This window comes from Streptomyces sp. NBC_00637 (genome assembly GCF_045161545.1).
Taxonomy (GTDB): domain Bacteria; phylum Actinomycetota; class Actinomycetes; order Streptomycetales; family Streptomycetaceae; genus Streptomyces.
Genome location: NZ_CP109046.1, coordinates 5,622,230 through 5,637,798 on the forward strand (window position 1 = coordinate 5,622,230; position 15,569 = coordinate 5,637,798).

Genomic DNA, 15,569 nt, shown 5'->3' on the forward strand with positions numbered 1-15,569 from the left:
CCGTCCAAGCCGTGGTCAGAACACGGCTTTCGGGCTTCGACTCGCTCGCATAACGATTTCGTGAACCTTGCGTTTACAGGTACGTAAAACGGGTCAACGCGGGCGCGTCGCTAGGCGCTGCGCTCGACCAGCGTTCCGTCCTTCTCGTCGTAGCGGGCGCCGGTCTCCGGGCACTCCCACACGCCCGGCTCGCCGTCCCGCTCCACCAGCCGGACACCGGCCCGCCCGACCCAGCCGACGCGGCGGGCCGGGACGCCCACGACCAGCGCGAAGTCCGGCACGTCCTTGGTGACGACGGCGCCGGCGGCGACCATCGCCCAGCGGCCGATGGTGAGGGGGGCGACACACACGGCGCGCGCCCCGATGGACGCGCCGTCGGCGATCCGCACGCCGACGGCCTCCCAGTCGCCCCCGCGCTTCTGCTTGCCCTCGGGGTCCACGGAGCGCGGGTTGTGGTCGTTGGTGAGGACGACGGCGGGGCCGATGAAGACACCGTCGCCGAGTTCGGCCGGCTCGTAGACGAGCGCGTAGTTCTGGAGCTTGCAGTTGTCACCCATGCGGACACCGGAACCGACGTACGCCCCACGGCCGACCACGCAGCCCTCACCGAGCCGCGCGCCTTCCCGGATCTGCGCGAGGTCCCACACGCTGCTCCCGGCACCGATCTCGGCACCCGCGTCGACCTGGGCGCTGGGCTGGACCCTGTAGTTCACTTCTCCGCCTTCCGGTGTCTGGCTACGCCTGGCGAGCATACGGGCAGGGGCCGCCCCCTCCGACGAGGGCGGCCCCTGCCCGGGCAAGCGCGTTCGCTCAGTGTCCGTCGGTGGTGACCTGGTTGGCCGGAATCCAGTACCCGGCCAGTTCCTCCGAGGTGACCCGCACCATCGACCGGCCGTTCACGACCGCCCTGCGGTCGAACTGCAGGGTGTGCGACGCGGAGTACTTGAGCGTCTTGAGCGTGCCGGCCACGCCGTTGGTGCCGAAGCTGATCGCCTCGACGGAGGCGTTCGCGGCGATCGTGAGCGTGCGCGGCGCCCGGTAGACGACGGTGACGTGCTCACCGCGCAGGAACACCTTGGGGTAGGCCTCCCCGATCCAGTAGCCCTTGTACGCCCCGGCGCTGATCCGGTACCAGACGCCCGCGCCCTGGATGCGTCGCCGCATGTCGATCGGAGCCTGGGTGGCCCGGGCGAAGACGACCTTCTTCGTGCCGAGGATCTTGTCGGCCTGGCCCTTGGTCCAGCTGCCGTCGGCCTTGGTGTCCAGCTTGTACAGGGTGTGCGTGCCGGCGGCGATCGCGATCACCGACCCGGACTTCACGCCCGGCGGGACGTCCTCGATCAGCATGTCCAGCTGGTGGGCGAAGACCGAGCTGTTGGTCTGCCAGTTCAGCTGCTGCCACAGCGTGATGTGGTGGTGGTGATAGGTGTTCGCCGGAATCCGGTGCGTCTGGCAGTAGTACGAGAACCAGCGCGGGTTGCGCAGCAGGGTGAAGTACCGGGCGATCGTCGTGCAGCCGCCGTCGTACAGCTGGGCGGCGAGCTCGTTGCCGGTCAGCCGGTAGTAGTCCCAGACGCCGAACAGGGCGAAGATCATGCCGTTGTACGTGTAGTCGCCCGTACCGGCCGTCTTGAACGGGTACTCCTGGATCCAGAGGTAGCCCGCCTTGTCCCTGTTCACGACCCACGGGTTCGTGTTGTCCGCGCGCAGCAGGGAGGCGAAGGCGCCGTCGGCCGCCGTCCGGTACAGGGCGCGCTCGTCCGCGCTGAGCCCGTCCTCCAGGGCGGCGAGCTGGGCGAAGAGGCTGATCGCCTCGCCCTGTGCCATGCCGGAGTACCAGGGCGCCTTGTAGACGACACCGCTGTGCTCGGCGTGGGTGAAGTCGAACGGGTACGGGAAGTACCAGGCGCCGCGGGTCTCGACGCGCTTGGCGATCAGCCGGTCGGCCTGGGCCTTGGCGCGCTTGAGGAAGACGTCCTTGCGGGTCGGGTCGGTCTCGACCCGGTAGCTGGTGATGCAGCCGAGGCCGAACTGGATCTGCCCCACGGGGTGGTCGTAGGACTTTCCGTCGGCCGTGAACTTCATGTACACGCCGTCGGAGTTCAGGTGGTAGTCACCCGACGACAGGTTGGCGTTGGCCCAGGTGGTGGCCCGGTTGCGCCACGGCTTCATGGCTTCCGGCAGATCGGGGTCGATCTGGTAGCCGACCTTGTTGAACTCGAACGGCAGGGTGGTGGGGACGTCCGTCTCGGTCGGCGTGCCGCCCGTGTACGGGATGTGCGTGCCGGGGCTCGGCGCGCTGACGCTGCCGCCCTCCAGCGGGTCCGGCAGCGGCGGCACGGGCAGGGACTCCCCGCCGGCGCCGGACGGCAGGCTCAGCGCGATCGACCGCGGCATGTTGGCGAACGGGTCCGGCGGAGTCGGTGACTCGAACACGCCGGTGGCCATCGCGGTGACGGCCCCGCCACCCACGACCGCAACCCCCGCGGCGCCGCCCCCGGCCAGCCGTATGAACCGTCTCCGGCCGATTTCGGCGCGCCTCTTTCCAGCCATAACTCTGGTCCCCCCCAAGGGCGTTGATCAGCGGTGATCAACGGATGATCTTGATTTGACAATAAGTGTGGATCGTATGTGAAAGCTGTGGGTTTTCGTGAGGGTCGCGAGAAGTTCAGCCGAGGGGGCGGAGGGGGGAGACGGGCATACCGGTGCGTTGTGGGATGTTCGGCCAGGGGGTGAAAGATTCCGTGATGGAACCGTGATCCGTCCGGAGGTGTCGCCGCCGGACGACCGACCCGGTTTGACCCCTCAAGCCGCGGCCCGTAGCCTTGACCCTCGGCGTGTCGATTGACGTGCCACATCCCCGTAAACCTTTTCCTTCCGGCCACTGGTCACCTCGGTGGTCGGGAGAGGCCGTCCGTGTTCGTTCCCGGGCGGCTGGACTTCGGGGGTGCCGTCCCAGAGCGAGAGAGTGAGATCCGCGTGTACGCCATCGTGCGCAGCGGTGGTCGCCAGCACAAGGTTGCTGTCGGCGACATCGTTGAGGTTGACAAGATTTCCACTGCCAAGGTTGGCGACACGGTCGAGCTCTCGACCCTGCTCGTTGTCGACGGCGACGCTGTGACCAGCGACCCGTGGGTGCTGGCCGGCATCAAGGTCCAGGCCGAGGTCGTGGACCACCACAAGGGCGTCAAGATCGACATCCTTCGCTACAAGAACAAGACCGGCTACCGCCGTCGTCAGGGCCACCGCCAGCAGTACACGGCGATCAAGGTCACTGAGATCCCCGCGGCTGCGAAGTAAGGGACTGAGGAGACATGGCACACAAGAAGGGCGCATCGTCCACCCGGAACGGTCGCGACTCCAATGCCCAGCGGCTCGGCGTGAAGCGCTTCGGCGGTCAGGTCGTCAACGCGGGTGAGATCCTGGTCCGCCAGCGTGGCACCCACTTCCACCCCGGTGCGGGCGTCGGCCGTGGCGGCGACGACACGCTGTTCGCGCTGAACGCCGGTGCGGTGGAGTTCGGTACCCACCGTGGCCGCAAGGTCGTGAACATCGTTCCGGTCGCCTGATCGGAAGCTTTCGCGAGGCGGACCTCACTTCCCGTGTGGGAAGGCGGGTCCGCCTTTCGCGTGTTAGAGCAGTAGATAGAGCAGTTGGCAAGATCCTGACGTTTTCGTAGTGCTGGAGGCACCCACATGACCACCTTCGTGGACCGCGTCGAACTCCATGTCGCCGCGGGTAACGGAGGCCACGGCTGTGCCTCCGTCCACCGTGAGAAGTTCAAACCGCTCGGTGGCCCCGACGGGGGCAACGGCGGCCGCGGCGGCGACGTGATCCTGGTCGTCGACCAGTCGGTCACCACGCTCCTCGACTACCACCACAAGCCCCACCGCAACGCCACCAACGGCAAGCCCGGCGAGGGCGGCAACCGCTCCGGCAAGGACGGCCAGGACCTGATCCTGCCGGTCCCGGACGGCACCGTGATCCAGGACAAGGCCGGCAACGTGCTGGCGGACCTGGTCGGCCACGGCACCTCGTACGTCGCCGCCCAGGGCGGTCGCGGCGGCCTCGGCAACGCCGCCCTGTCCTCGGCCCGCCGCAAGGCGCCCGGCTTCGCGCTGCTCGGCGTGCCCGGCGACCTCCAGGACATCGTCCTGGAGCTGAAGACCGTCGCCGACGTGGCCCTCGTCGGCTACCCGAGCGCGGGCAAGTCCTCGCTGATCTCCGTCCTGTCCGCCGCCAAGCCGAAGATCGCGGACTACCCGTTCACGACCCTGGTCCCGAACCTCGGCGTGGTGACGGCCGGCTCCACGGTCTACACGATCGCCGACGTGCCGGGCCTGATCCCGGGGGCCAGCCAGGGCAAGGGCCTGGGCCTGGAGTTCCTGCGCCACGTCGAGCGGTGCAGCGTGCTCGTGCATGTGCTGGACACGGCGACCCTGGAGTCCGAGCGTGACCCGCTCTCCGACCTCGACATCATCGAGGAGGAGCTCAAGCAGTACGGCGGCCTCGGCAACCGTCCGCGGCTCGTGGTGCTGAACAAGATCGACGTACCGGACGGCAAGGACCTCGCCGAGATGGTCCGCCCGGATCTGGAGGCGCGCGGCTACCGCGTCTTCGAGGTGTCCGCGGTCGCCCACCTGGGTCTGAAGGAGCTGTCCTTCGCCCTCGCCGAGATGGTGGGCGCGGCGCGCGCGGCCAGGCCGAAGGAGGAGGCGACCCGCATCGTCATCCGTCCGAAGGCGGTCGACGACTCCGGCTTCACCGTCACGCTGGAGGAGGACGGCCTGTTCCGCGTCCGGGGCGAGAAGCCCGAACGCTGGGTGCGCCAGACCGACTTCAACAACGACGAGGCCGTCGGCTACCTCGCCGACCGGCTCAACCGCCTCGGTGTGGAGGACGCGTTGATGAAGGCGGGTGCCCGGGGCGGCGACGGCGTCGCCATCGGCCCCGAGGACAACGCCGTCGTCTTCGACTGGGAGCCGTCGGTGACGGCCGGCGCCGAGATGCTCGGCCGCCGAGGCGAGGACCACCGCTTCGAGGAGCCGCGTCCCGCGACCCAGCGCCGCCGGGACAAGCAGGCCGAACGCGACGAGGTGACCCAGGAGTTCGAGGGCTTCGAGCCCTTCTAGCCGCCGGGCCCGCCGGCCTTCGTCTCCGGGACCCGTGGTGGTCGGCCGTCGGCCGTCCGCCGCGGGTCCCTCTTCGTCACGGCGAGGCAGGGGAGTGGTTTCGCGGAGGGCCGCCGGCCGTCGCCGCCTCCGGCCTGCGCGAAGGCCGGGTGGGAAACCTGTGTGAGGGCCGGGTGGGAAAATCGCCGACCGGAGCCGGGGACTCATCTGTGACCCAGGCTCCTCTCAGCGTCCCCTAAGGAAGTTCTCTTACCGTCTTCTGACCATGGAGACGGACTGTACGAACACCGCGGACCGTACGAGTGACGGCGCCCCGGCCCCCGCGCACCCCACCCCGCTGCCCGCCGGCACCCGCCTGCTGCACATCGGGCCGCACAAGACCGGGACCACCTCGATCCAGGGCGCCCTCTTCGCGGCGAAGGACAAACTGCCGGCCTACGGCGTCGCGTATCCGGCGCAGAGCAGACACCCCATGCAGGCCGTGCTGGCGGCCTGCTCCCGGACCGGGATGATCGGCGACACCACGCCCACCCAGCGGCACTGGACGCGGCTCGTGGAGCAGGTGCACGCCACCGGCCGGCACACCTGCGTGGTCAGCAGCGAGTTCTTCGCCGACGCCCCGGACGACGCGACCGCCGAGCGGATCGTCGAGCAGCTCGGCGGGGAGTCCGTGCACGTGCTGGTCACCCTGCGCCCGCTGGTGCGGATCATGCCCTCGCAGTGGCAGCAGTACGTGCAGAACGGCCTGCGCATGGGCTACGAGGAGTGGCTGGAGCACATGCTCCGCAAGGCCCCCTACGAGAAGCCCAACCCCAGTTTCTGGCGCCGGCACCGGCACGACCGGCTGGTCGAGCGGTGGGTGCGGGCGGTCGGGGCCGACCGGGTCACCGTCGTCGTGGTGGACGACCGGGACCGGGGCGGGCTGATGCGCACCTTCGAGGGACTCCTCGGACTGCCCGCGAATCTCCTTCAGCCCGTTCCGGACACGGCGAATCGCTCTCTCACCCTCGCCGAGACCGAAATGCTGCGCAACCTCAACAAGGAATTCCGCGGTAATGGGCTCCCCGACGAGCTCTATTCCCTGCTGGTTCGCAACGGCGCGGTCATGCATATGAAGAACACGTGCAGTCCCACCTCACAGGACGTGAGGATCTCCACACCCGACTGGGCCGTCCGGGCGGCCGCCGGGATCGGCGCCGAGATGGTCGCCGGGATCCGGTCGACGGGCGTGCGCCTCATCGGTGACCCGGCGCTGCTGTCCGCTGTGCCCGAGCCCGCCGGGCCGGAGCCCGGGGAGGCCCGGATCGCCCCCGAGGTGGCCGCTCAGGCCCTGTACGGGGCGCTCGCCGCGGCGGCCGCGGGGCCCGGCGGGGCCTCGGCGCGCGCGGTGCACCAGACCTCGTCCAAGGAACTCGTCCGGGTGCTCGGGCACCGCTGCCTCAAGCGGCTGCGGCGGCACTGAGGACGGCCGACGGCGGGCGGCACGCCCTCGTCCCGTGGCACTCCGTCACTCTCGGCAATGCCATACTCCCTGTGCAGTAACTCACAGGATTTCCAGGGACCATCCATGGGCAGCCGCGCCGGTGGCCAATCAATCACCGGCGACGCAAGGTGAATGCCAGGTTGCGCGCACATTTGCAGCGAACGGCGCTCACCTTGCATCGCGGTAACCGCAAGTGGGACCATTTCCCCGTTCCCTGTCGCCCCAAGGTAGGTCCTCTGTGTCCCAGCACATAGCCAAGCCCCGTACCACCGCAGTGATCCTGGCCGGTGGCACCGGCCAGCGGGTGGGTCTGTCGATCCCCAAGCAGCTGCTGAAGATCGCCGGCAAGGCAGTCATCGAGCACACGCTGACCACCTTCGAGAAGGCCGACTCGGTCGACGACATCATCGTGCTGATGGCGCCGGGCTATGTGCCGGACGTCGAGAAGATCGTATCCAAGGCCGGATTCAAGAAGGTCCGGAAGATCATCGAGGGCGGCTCCACGCGGAACGAGACCACCGAGCGCGCCATCGCGGCCCTGGGCGAGGGGCTGGCCGACGGCGAGGACCTCAACGTCCTGTTCCACGACGCGGTGCGTCCCCTGCTCTCGCGGCGGGTCATCGACGACTGCGTCACGGCGCTGGAGCGCTACCAGGCGGTCGACGTCGCCATCCCGTCCGCCGACACCATCATCGTGACGCGCACGCACGGCGACGACGGCGAGTTCATCACCGAGATCCCGGACCGCTCCCGGCTGCGCCGCGGTCAGACCCCGCAGGCCTTCAAGCTGTCCACCATCCGGCGCGCCTACGAGGTGGCGGCGGGCGACCCCAACTTCCAGGCCACCGACGACTGCACCGTCGTCCTGCGCTACCTGCCCGACGTGCCGATCCACGTCGTGGCGGGTGACGAGTACAACATGAAGGTGACCCAGCCCGTCGACGTCTTCATCGCCGACAAGCTCTTCCAGCTGGCCTCCTCCGCCACCCCGGAGCAGAACGGCGAGGAGGTCTACCGCGAGCTCCTCACCGGCAAGACCGTGGTCGTCTTCGGCGGCTCCTACGGCATCGGCAAGGACATCGCCGAGCTCGCCGAGTCCTACGGCGCCACCGTCTACGCCCTGGGCCGTTCCACCACCGGCACCCACGTGGAGAACCCGGAGGAGGTCGACGACGCCCTGTCCAAGGCGTACAGCGAGACCGGGCGCATCGACTACGTCGTCAACACCGCGGGCGTGCTGCGCATCGGCAAGCTGGCCGAGACCGACAACGCGACCATCGAGGAAGCGCTGAAAGTCAACTACCTGGCGCCGGTGCAGATCGCCCGTTCGGCGTACAAGTACCTGGCGGAGACGAAGGGCCAGCTGCTGCTGTACACCTCCAGCAGTTACACCCGGGGACGCGCCGAATACAGCCTGTACTCCTCGACGAAGGCCGCCATGGTGAATCTCACCCAGGCGCTCTCCGACGAGTGGGCCGGTGACGGCATCCGGGTGAATTGCGTCAACCCGGAGCGGACGGCCACGCCCATGCGGACCAAGGCCTTCGGGCAGGAGCCGTCGGGCAGTCTGCTGTCCTCCGAGGCGGTCGCCCGCACCTCGCTCGACGTGCTGCTCTCCGAGCTGACCGGGCATGTGATCGACGTGCGCCAGCAGGACCCGACGGCGGCCGCCGGACGGGCGTCGGGCTTCGAGGCGGCCCTGGCCGGAGTGCTCGACCGACAGGATGGCGTGTCATAATCCATCGTAAATAGCCATCGAATTTTCAGGCCTCTGTGGCTCCCTGTTTACGGAGAATTCACAGAGGCCTGAATCCGTAAAATTCCCGAAACCTTCACAAAGGATTTTCCGGACTTTTAGTACCTATGACCGGCCCCCTCCCAGAGCAGGTTTCTCCGTGATATCCACCGCTATTCGCGTAGCCCGGGTGGGCAGCGCGGCCGAACTGGCCGCGGCGGTCCTCATGATGCTGGGCTACCCCGGCCTCATGGCGGCCGCGCTCGTACCGAGTGCCCCTGCCTTCGCCGCCGCGGCCGCCGTGACGTACCTGGCGGACCTTTACCTCCACCGCAAAGGCAGCCGCCTCATCGCCCTCCTGGGCAAGGCACGGGCCGGGCTGTCCACCCGGTTCCTGGTCCGCGAGCTGCTGCTGATCCTGCTGCTGGCGAGACTCGACCTCTCCCAGGAGCCGGTCTTCTACGCGGCGATCGCGTGCTTCACGGTGTTCTTCGGTCTCCAGGCCCCGCACGGCGCACTGATCACCCTGATCGGCAAGCGCCGTCAGATGCCGGTCGTGACCAGGAACGTCGACCTGGCCTCCAGGCTGCGCATCCCGGACGCCCCGCCGCGCCGGCTGCTGAGCCGCGCCACCGTCAAGATGCTCCACCTCGACCTCGCGGCCGTCGTGGGCCTTCTCGTCTGCGCGCTCACCGACTCCGAGGCGGCGGGCTTCGCCGGCATCGGCGTCACCCTGGGCCTGGGCACGCTCTACGTGCTGGTGCTGGTGCCGCACCTGCGGGCGAAGCGGCTGCCGCCGAAGGCCGACAAGGTGCTCGGCACGGTCAGCGCCTGGCTGCGCGAGTACCGGCCGCAGACGGTGCTGTACTTCTCCGGCTCCGACGACTCCGCCTACCAGGTCAACATGTGGCTGGAGACCATGGAGCAGATGCAGTCCCGGCCGCTGGTCATCCTGCGTGAGCGCACCGTCCTGGAGAAGATGGCGCCCACCTCGGTCCCTGTCGTCTGCGTGCCCGGGGGGGTGCACCTGATGAACATGGACCTGTCCATGGTGCGGGTCGCGTTGTACTGCGCGAACGTCGGCAAGAACATCCACCTGCTGCGCGTGCCGACCATGAAGCACGTCTTCATCGGCCACGGCGACAGCGACAAGCTCGCCAGCGTCAACCCGTTCAGCAAGGTCTACGACGAGGTGTGGACCGCCGGCCGCGCGGGCCGCGACCGCTACGCCATCGCCGACGTCGGCATCCGCGACGAGGACATCGTGGAGGTCGGCCGCCCGCAGCTGGCGCCGATCAGAACCGGCAACGGTGTGCCGGTCGAGCGCATCCCGACCGTTCTGTACGCGCCCACCTGGGAGGGCTGGGACGACAACCCGGGCAACACCTCGCTCCTGCTGGCCGGCGAGAACATCGTGAAGAAGCTGGTCGCGGCCGATCCCCCGGTCCGCGTCCTGTACAAGCCGCACCCGTTCACCGGCACCCGCAGCGCCAAGGCGGGCGCCGCGCACCGGCGGATCACCGCCCTGATCAAGAAGGCCGCCGCCCAGCGCGCGAGCGACCCCCGCTTCACCGCGGACCCGGCGGCCGAGGCGAAGGCCAAGGCGGAACTGACCCGCCTCAAGGCCCGGCTGGACGGTCTCTCCCTCGCCTTCGACGAGCGCGCCGACGAGGCCGTGACGAGCCGCGACGGCATCGTCGACGTCCGCAAGCACGAGGAGGCCGCCCGGCTGCGTGCCGAGTGGAACGAGACCTACTGGCGCTCCTTCCCCTCCTTCGAGCACCGGGTGATCACCGGCGCCGCACCCCGCCTGTACGACTGCTTCAACGCCTCCGAGGCGATGGTCTCGGACATCTCCAGCGTGGTCTCCGACTTCATCGCGAGCGGCAAGCCGTACGCGGTCGCGGACTCCGCGGGGCTGGGCGCCGAGGAGTTCAGGCGGCAGAACACCGCCGTGCGCGCGGCGGTGATCCTCAGCAACAGCGCCGCCGAACTTGACCAGCTGCTCGACGGGGTGCGCGACCCGGCCGGCGATCCGCTGGCCAAGGACCGCAAGGAGCTCAAGGAGTACCTGCTCGGCCCCGACGAGCCCACCTCGCTCGAACAGTTCGACACCGCGATCACCGACCTCGCGCTGAAGGCGGAGGCACGCAACGTCGGTCAGGAGTCGCACGCCGTCTCGGCGGACAACGCGGTCGGCGCCGCGCCGGACGACGCGACGGAACTGCCCAAGGACGCCAAGGGTGTTACGGCCGGCTGACATCCGTGTTTCCTGAGGCCGGGCCCCCGGAGAGTACTCTCCGGGGGCCCGGCCTCTTCTCTGTTCTGTGATGTGGGACACGTGCCGAAACCCAGGCAACCCACCCCGTTCATCCATCGTCTACCGGGTATCCAAAGTGTTCATACGGGGGGCCGGTGTGTGTGATGAGAGGGAAAAGTGACCGCTGCGCAGCCTGACGTCACGGTGGTCATCGGGGCGTACGAAGCGATGCCGTACCTGGTCGAGTGCCTGGCATCGGTCGAGGCGCAGACCCTGGACGCGGCGCGCCTGGAGGTCATCGCCGTGGACGACGGTTCCCGCGACGGCACCAGCGCGTACCTGGAGGAGTTCGCGGCCCGCGCGCCCATGGCCGTCACCGTGATCCACCAGGAGAACTCCGGCGGTCCCAGCGGCCCGCGCAACGTCGGCCTCGCCAAGGCCACCGGCCGCTACGTCTTCTTCCTCGACGCCGACGACCGGCTCGGCGCCGAGGCCCTGGAGCGCATGGTGGCCATGGGCGACCGCAACGGCACGGACGTGGTCCTCGGCCGGGTGGAGGGCATCAACCGCAAGCCGCCGAGGTCGATGTGGGGCGAGACCCTCGACCGGACGGACGTCTACTCCTCCAACATCAAGTTCACCCTCAGCGCGCAGAAGCTGTTCCGCCGGGAGTTCCTGGAGCGCCACGGCATGCGCTTCGACGAGTCGCTGTGGACCGGCGAGGACGCCCTGTTCACGATGGAGGCCTATCTGCGGGCCGACGGCGTCTCCGTGCTCGCCGACTACACCTGCTACTACCTGGTGGGCCGCACCGACGGCAAGCATGTGACGAAGAGCGGGAGCTACACCCTGCGCTTCGACTCCGCCCGTGCCCTGATGGGTCTGCTGGAGCGGCTCATCCCGCCCGGCGCCAAGCGGGACGTGCTCATGGTCCGCCCCTTCCTCGTCACCGTGCTGCCGCAGTTCGGGCCCGTCTTCCTCAGGAACGACGAGGGGATCCGGCGCACCAAGCTGGAGCTGGCCAAGCCGCTGATGGACGCCTACTGGAACGAGGGCGTCGCCCAGCGGCTCCGGGTCCACGAGCGGCTGCGCCTGGAGCTGGTGGCCCGGCAGCGCCCCGAACTCCTCGTGGACGTCCTCGAGTTCATCAAGGCAAAGCGCGAGCCGGCCCCGATCCTGAAGAAGCGCAACACCCAGCTGTACCTGGCCTATCCGCACTACGGCGACCGCACGGCCGGCCTGCCCGACCGGATCTACCTCGCCGAGCCCCGCGAGGCGAAGGAGTTCCCGGGCTGGCGCAAGGACCCGACCGAGACCTTCCTCCGCGGCTTCTCCCGCAAGGTCCGCCGCAGGCTTCGCCGACTCCGCCGCTCGATGCGGCCGGGCGGCACGGCGGCCGCCTGAGCCCGCGTGTGCCCGTGCGAGCCCGCGTGCGGTGCCGCACGGCCGTGGTGTGCGCCCGGCCGTGGTGTGGCCGGGTCGGGTTCGGCGGGGCCTACTTGCCCGGCTTCAACGCGCGGCGCAGCGGACCGCCCACCGCGCGCTTCGCGCGACGGTAGATCGACGGGGCGGGGATGACCGCGGCGGCCTTGGCCGCGGCCTTCGCGCCGGGCCGGTTCTTGGCCAGGTCCCGCCTCAACTGGGCGTTGTCCAAGTCCAGTTCGGTGATGCGCCGCTGGAGCCAGCCGAACCTGTCGGCCAGCGAGGCGAGGTCCGCGTCGTTCCAGGGACGCACACCCGCCGGGAAGGACAGCGAGCGCAGCTTCTTCTCGAAGGCCACGCCACCGTCGCCGTGGGTGAAGGTGTTCGGCAGCCCGTTCTTGTCCAGGAACGCGGTGAACCGGTCGAAGCGCTCCTTGTGGTTGCCGCTGAGGCCGGTGAAGTCGGCTTCCTCGTAGAGGTCGGCCGGGTCGAGGTCCGCGGGCACCTCGCTGAGCAGCCGGTGCGGTATCTCGAAGTAGCGGCACAGCTCCAGCGTGCGCGAGTCGAAGGCCAGCACGGTCGCGGGCGTGCCCGCCAGCAGCGCGGCTATGTTGCCGTGGATGCGTGAGCCGAACGAGTAGTCGAAGTCCCGCAGGTCGTCGATCCAGGTGATCGGGTCTATGTAGACCCGGGCCTTGTCCTCGCGGTACATCGGGTGGTCGGGGTGGGTCGGCATCTCGGTGATCCGGCCGGCCGGGGAGTTCACGTCCCGCCAGTGCAGCTGCTTGGCGTCGGTGAGGTTCTGGCCTATGTAGCGCAGGTTCGGGTAGCGCTCGTGGGTGCGGGTGATGACCTTGTGCAGACCGCCGCCGCGCACCGCGGTGTGCGAACCGTTGATACCGATCCGCGACTCCGCCGTCAGGGTCGGCGTCTTCTTCTCGACGGGCAGCCGGTCGCCGTGCATGAACATCGACGGGCAGCCGATGACCTCGACGTCCCGGAAGCCCATGTCGTTCAGGTACTGCTCGGTGAACTCTCCCCGCACGCCTATGGAGGCGCTGTGCTCCAGGACCGCCGCGCAGAAGGCCCGCACGCTGGCCTCCATGGGCTTCAGCCGCGCCGGGTCGTAGGTCACACCGGTCTGCGCGCCGACACCCATCACCACGACCGGGATCTTCAGCTTCGAGATCAGCCTGGTCAGCCGCTGGAGCGGCTGCTCGAAGGTCGGCCGGAAGGCGTTGGCGAGGGGTACGACGAAGGCGTCGTACTCCTCGTTGATCCGGGCCGCGGCGCTCACGTCCGTCCGCATGCCGTTCGAGGAGACCTCGGAGTCCGGCGTGGTGAGGATCTTGTGGGCGGCATCACTGAAGATCAGGTTGCCGGAGTTGGTGGCGATGACGTCGCGGTGGAGGGCTTCCTCGACGGGGACGACGTCGAAGGGGCTCTTCCCCGATCTCAGGAGTATGCGCTTCACAGGGCGAACTGTAGGTGACACAAACTTCAAAATAAATTTGTGTTCTCTTCAAATCCGATAGGGAACCAGTACAACCTTTTTGCCGTACGCAAAGCGTGAGCAAACGATTACGCAAGGGTGCTGTCCGCGCAGTGAAACCCCTGCGCGGCCTCCGCCCCTGTTCGCGTAGATTGCCAGGCGGGGAGCCGTCGACCTACGCGAGGGGCGAAGAACAAGGTGGCAGGGTCAAGGCAGGCCGTGAGCGAGGCCCGCAGGATCGTCGTCAAGGTCGGCTCGTCGTCGCTGACCACCGCCTCCGGCGGGCTCGACGCCGACCGGGTCGACGCGCTCGTCGACGTCCTCGCCAAGAGCCGCAGCGGGGGCGAGAAGGAGATCGTGCTCGTCTCCTCGGGCGCCATCGCCGCCGGCCTCGCCCCGCTCGGCCTCCGCCGCCGCCCCCGCGACCTCGCCCGTCAGCAGGCCGCCGCGAGCGTGGGCCAGGGGCTGCTCGTCGCCCGCTACACCGCCTCCTTCGCCCGCTACGGCGTCCGGGTCGGCCAGGTGCTGCTGACCAGCGACGACATGAGCCGACGGGCCCATCACCGCAACGCCTCCCGCACCCTCGACGAGCTGCTCGCGATGGGCGCGTTCCCGATCGTCAACGAGAACGACACCGTCGCCACCGACGAGATCCGCTTCGGCGACAACGACCGGCTCGCCGCCCTCGTCGCCCACCTCGTCCACGCCGACCTGCTGGTCCTGCTGTCCGACGTCGACGGCGTGTACGACGGCGACCCCGACAGGCCGGGCACCTCACGGATCGCCGAGGTGCGGGGCCCCGCGGACCTCGCGCACGTCGAGATCGGCAGCAGCGGCAAGGCGGGCGTCGGCACGGGCGGCATGGTCACCAAGATCGAGGCCGCCCGGATCGCGGCCGCCGCGGGCATCCCCGTGGTCCTCACCAGCGCCGTCCACGCGGCCGACGCCTTCACCGGCGGGGACACCGGCACGTACTTCCACTCCACCGGCAGGCGTTCCGCCGACCGGTTGCTGTGGCTCCAGCACGCCTCCACCCCGCAGGGCTCGCTGACACTGGACGACGGGGCCGTGCGCGCGGTCGTCGAGCGGCGCACCTCGCTGCTCCCGGCCGGCATCGCCGCCGTGGAGGGCGAGTTCAGCGCGGGCGACCCCGTCGAACTGCGCGACACCCGGGGACGCGCGGTGGCCCGCGGCCTGGTGAACTTCGACGCCAAGGAGATCCCGCAGCTGATCGGGCGATCGACCAGGGAACTGGCGCGGGAGCTGGGCGCCGAGTACGAACGCGAGATCGTCCACCGGGACGACCTGGTGATCCTGCACCCGTGATCCCGCACCCGTAAACCCGCTCGAACGGTCCGTACCGGTGGGGGACGTTCCGTGAAACCGCCCCGCGGAGCCGTGCGGCCTGCTCAACTTTGTTCCACGGACAGATTCCGCACGAGCGCTGCGTTAAAGGAGGCCGTCGTGAGACGAGTGCGCCCTGGGGTGGCAGCGGCCCGTGGGAGTACCGGCGAAACCGGTTCGGCGGCGCCGCGTACGGCCGGTCCGGCGTCGTCACGCGCCGCGGGCCCCGCGCCCACGCGCGCGCCGGGCGAGGAGCGCGCCCTGACCAGCGTGGCGGCGGGCGAGCGGTACCTGGCCCAGGAGGGCGCCGAGTCGAAGGGCGGGCAGCCCGAGGACGTCCCCCGGCTGTGGCACGTCACCCTCAGCGTCTCCGGTGAGGAAGCCCCGCTGAAGGAGGTCCGACGGGCGCTCGAACAGCTCGCCCACGACCACCCCTTCCTCCTGACCAGCAGATACGCGGGCGACCACGCCGAGATCCGCTACTGGGAGGAGGCCCGCGACCTGCATGACGCGGCCGCCGTCGCCCTGCGGCTGTGGGGGGAGCACCGCCAGACCGCGGGCCTGCCGCCCTGGGAGATCGTCGGCCTGGAGGTCATCGACCGCCAGACCTACCACCAGCGCATCGCGGAGGGCTACGGACCGGCTCCCGCGACCCCGGTCGGTGTCCACCCGTACTGAGACTCTCCTGGGCGGACCCGAGG

The 15,569-nt window shown here is 69.4% G+C and carries 12 protein-coding genes; 9 read left to right on the forward strand and 3 right to left on the reverse strand.

Going from position 1 to position 15,569, the window contains the following annotated elements; genetic code table 11:
- Positions 1-110: 110 nt before the first annotated feature.
- Positions 111-713: an acyltransferase gene (locus OG440_RS24680; protein WP_406008962.1), complete on the reverse strand. Its 603-nt coding sequence runs from the start codon at positions 711-713 to the stop codon at positions 111-113.
- Between the two features lie 97 nt (positions 714-810).
- Positions 811-2,553, reverse strand: coding sequence for a D-glucuronyl C5-epimerase family protein (locus OG440_RS24685; protein ID WP_406008963.1), 1,743 nt, complete (start codon positions 2,551-2,553; stop codon positions 811-813).
- A gap of 426 nt (positions 2,554-2,979) precedes the next feature.
- On the opposite strand from OG440_RS24685, the gene rplU reads away from it, so the two are divergent.
- The 7 genes from rplU to OG440_RS24720 all read left to right on the forward strand — a co-directional run bounded on the left by rplU (position 2,980) and on the right by OG440_RS24720 (position 12,014).
- A complete protein-coding gene (rplU, locus tag OG440_RS24690; protein ID WP_007381993.1) occupies positions 2,980-3,300 on the forward strand; it encodes a 50S ribosomal protein L21 in 321 nt (106 codons plus the stop codon).
- A 14-nt stretch (positions 3,301-3,314) separates the two neighbouring features.
- Complete coding sequence (gene rpmA, locus OG440_RS24695; RefSeq protein ID WP_007381992.1) at positions 3,315-3,569, forward strand: 50S ribosomal protein L27; 255 nt, start codon at positions 3,315-3,317, stop codon at positions 3,567-3,569.
- A gap of 126 nt (positions 3,570-3,695) precedes the next feature.
- Positions 3,696-5,132, forward strand: coding sequence for a GTPase ObgE (obgE, locus tag OG440_RS24700; RefSeq protein WP_406008964.1), 1,437 nt, complete (start codon positions 3,696-3,698; stop codon positions 5,130-5,132).
- 265 nt (positions 5,133-5,397) lie between these two features.
- Complete coding sequence (locus OG440_RS24705) at positions 5,398-6,594, forward strand: hypothetical protein (RefSeq protein WP_406008965.1); 1,197 nt, start codon at positions 5,398-5,400, stop codon at positions 6,592-6,594.
- A 259-nt stretch (positions 6,595-6,853) separates the two neighbouring features.
- Complete coding sequence (locus OG440_RS24710) at positions 6,854-8,353, forward strand: SDR family NAD(P)-dependent oxidoreductase (RefSeq protein WP_406008966.1); 1,500 nt, start codon at positions 6,854-6,856, stop codon at positions 8,351-8,353.
- Between the two features lie 157 nt (positions 8,354-8,510).
- Positions 8,511-10,610, forward strand: a complete 2,100-nt coding sequence (locus tag OG440_RS24715; RefSeq protein ID WP_406008967.1) for a hypothetical protein — start codon at positions 8,511-8,513, stop codon at positions 10,608-10,610.
- 177 nt (positions 10,611-10,787) lie between these two features.
- Positions 10,788-12,014, forward strand: a complete 1,227-nt coding sequence (locus tag OG440_RS24720; RefSeq protein ID WP_406008968.1) for a glycosyltransferase family 2 protein — start codon at positions 10,788-10,790, stop codon at positions 12,012-12,014.
- Between the two features lie 91 nt (positions 12,015-12,105).
- Here OG440_RS24720 and OG440_RS24725 read toward each other — a convergent pair whose 3' ends face one another.
- The gene (locus OG440_RS24725) at positions 12,106-13,506 is read right to left on the reverse strand and encodes a polysaccharide pyruvyl transferase family protein (RefSeq protein WP_406008969.1); all 1,401 of its coding nucleotides are present in this window, start codon (positions 13,504-13,506) and stop codon (positions 12,106-12,108) included.
- A 237-nt stretch (positions 13,507-13,743) separates the two neighbouring features.
- Between OG440_RS24725 and proB the strand changes: the two genes are divergently transcribed.
- Entirely contained in the window at positions 13,744-14,850 is a 1,107-nt protein-coding gene (proB, locus tag OG440_RS24730) for a glutamate 5-kinase (RefSeq protein ID WP_406008970.1), read from the forward strand.
- 138 nt (positions 14,851-14,988) lie between these two features.
- Entirely contained in the window at positions 14,989-15,546 is a 558-nt protein-coding gene (locus tag OG440_RS24735) for a hypothetical protein (RefSeq protein WP_406008971.1), read from the forward strand.
- Positions 15,547-15,569: the final 23 nt, after the last annotated feature.

Bases quoted from the DNA above. Each gene is read 5' to 3' on its own strand.
- OG440_RS24705 (WP_406008965.1), top strand. From the start codon at position 5,398: ATGGAGACGGACTGTACGAACACCGCGGACCGTACGAGTGACGGCGCC.
- obgE (WP_406008964.1), top strand. From the start codon at position 3,696: ATGACCACCTTCGTGGACCGCGTCGAACTCCATGTCGCCGCGGGTAAC.
- OG440_RS24685 (WP_406008963.1), bottom strand. From the start codon at position 2,553: ATGGCTGGAAAGAGGCGCGCCGAAATCGGCCGGAGACGGTTCATACGG.
- rpmA (WP_007381992.1), top strand. From the start codon at position 3,315: ATGGCACACAAGAAGGGCGCATCGTCCACCCGGAACGGTCGCGACTCC.